Origin of the sequence: Candidatus Accumulibacter vicinus, assembly GCF_000584955.1 — a bacterium.
Lineage (GTDB): Bacteria > Pseudomonadota > Gammaproteobacteria > Burkholderiales > Rhodocyclaceae > Accumulibacter > Accumulibacter vicinus.
On sequence record NZ_JDSS02000049.1, the window covers coordinates 30626 to 31413 of the forward strand.

A 788-nucleotide genomic window follows, 5' to 3' on the forward strand; every position below is an offset into this window, starting at 1 on the left:
TTTCTCGCGCTGGCGGCGAGCTTGGTCTGTCGCAGAGTCGATTGCTGACGGTCACAGAGGCCGTTGGCAATGCGATGACCATCAGTGGCGGCTCGGCGCAGAGCATGCAAGCCGCGCTTGTGCAGTTGGGGCAAGGCCTGGCGGCGGGCACGCTGCGCGGCGAGGAACTGAACTCCGTGATGGAGCAGACGCCACGGTTGGCGCGAGCCATCGCCGACGGGCTCAACGTGCCGATTGGCAAGCTGCGCGAAATTGGCGCTGCGGGGGTGCTGACAGCCGAGCAGGTCATCGAGGCGCTAGAGCGCAGCTCGGTGGCCCTGGCAAGGGAGGTGAGCGGGGCGACGCTGACCTTCGGCCAGTCGCTGACTCAACTTCAGAACGCGGCGATCAAGGCGGCGGGCGAGATTGACTCGACCGCAGGGATTACGTCAGGACTTGCCGCGGAAGTCCAGGACCTCACGCAGTTCGTCGGCGAGCTCGTTGCGGCCGGAAACGAGCTGGGCGTGTTCAAGACCATTGCGGAGACGGTCAAGCTGCTGTGGTCAGATGTCAAGTTCGTGTTCAGCGGCGTCGGGACCGAAATCGGCATCATCGCCGCACAACTGGCGCAGCTCGCGCAGGGCAACCTGCGCGCGGTAGGCGAGATCCATCGGCAAGCCGTCGAAGACGCTGCGGCACGGCGCAAGGCCCTCGACGAGTACCAGCGCTCGGTCGTAGCTCCGCGTCAGGTGGGCAGCAGCGCGGGCGACGACGCGGGCGACGGCGCCATCGAGCGGCGCAGCCGCGAA

At 66.9% G+C, this 788-nt stretch carries 1 protein-coding gene; it reads left to right on the top strand.

Features of this window, described 5'->3' with window-relative positions; genetic code table 11:
- A partial coding sequence (locus tag CAPSK01_RS19840) for a tape measure protein (RefSeq protein WP_273704154.1) occupies nt 1-788 on the top strand: 788 nt, incomplete at both ends.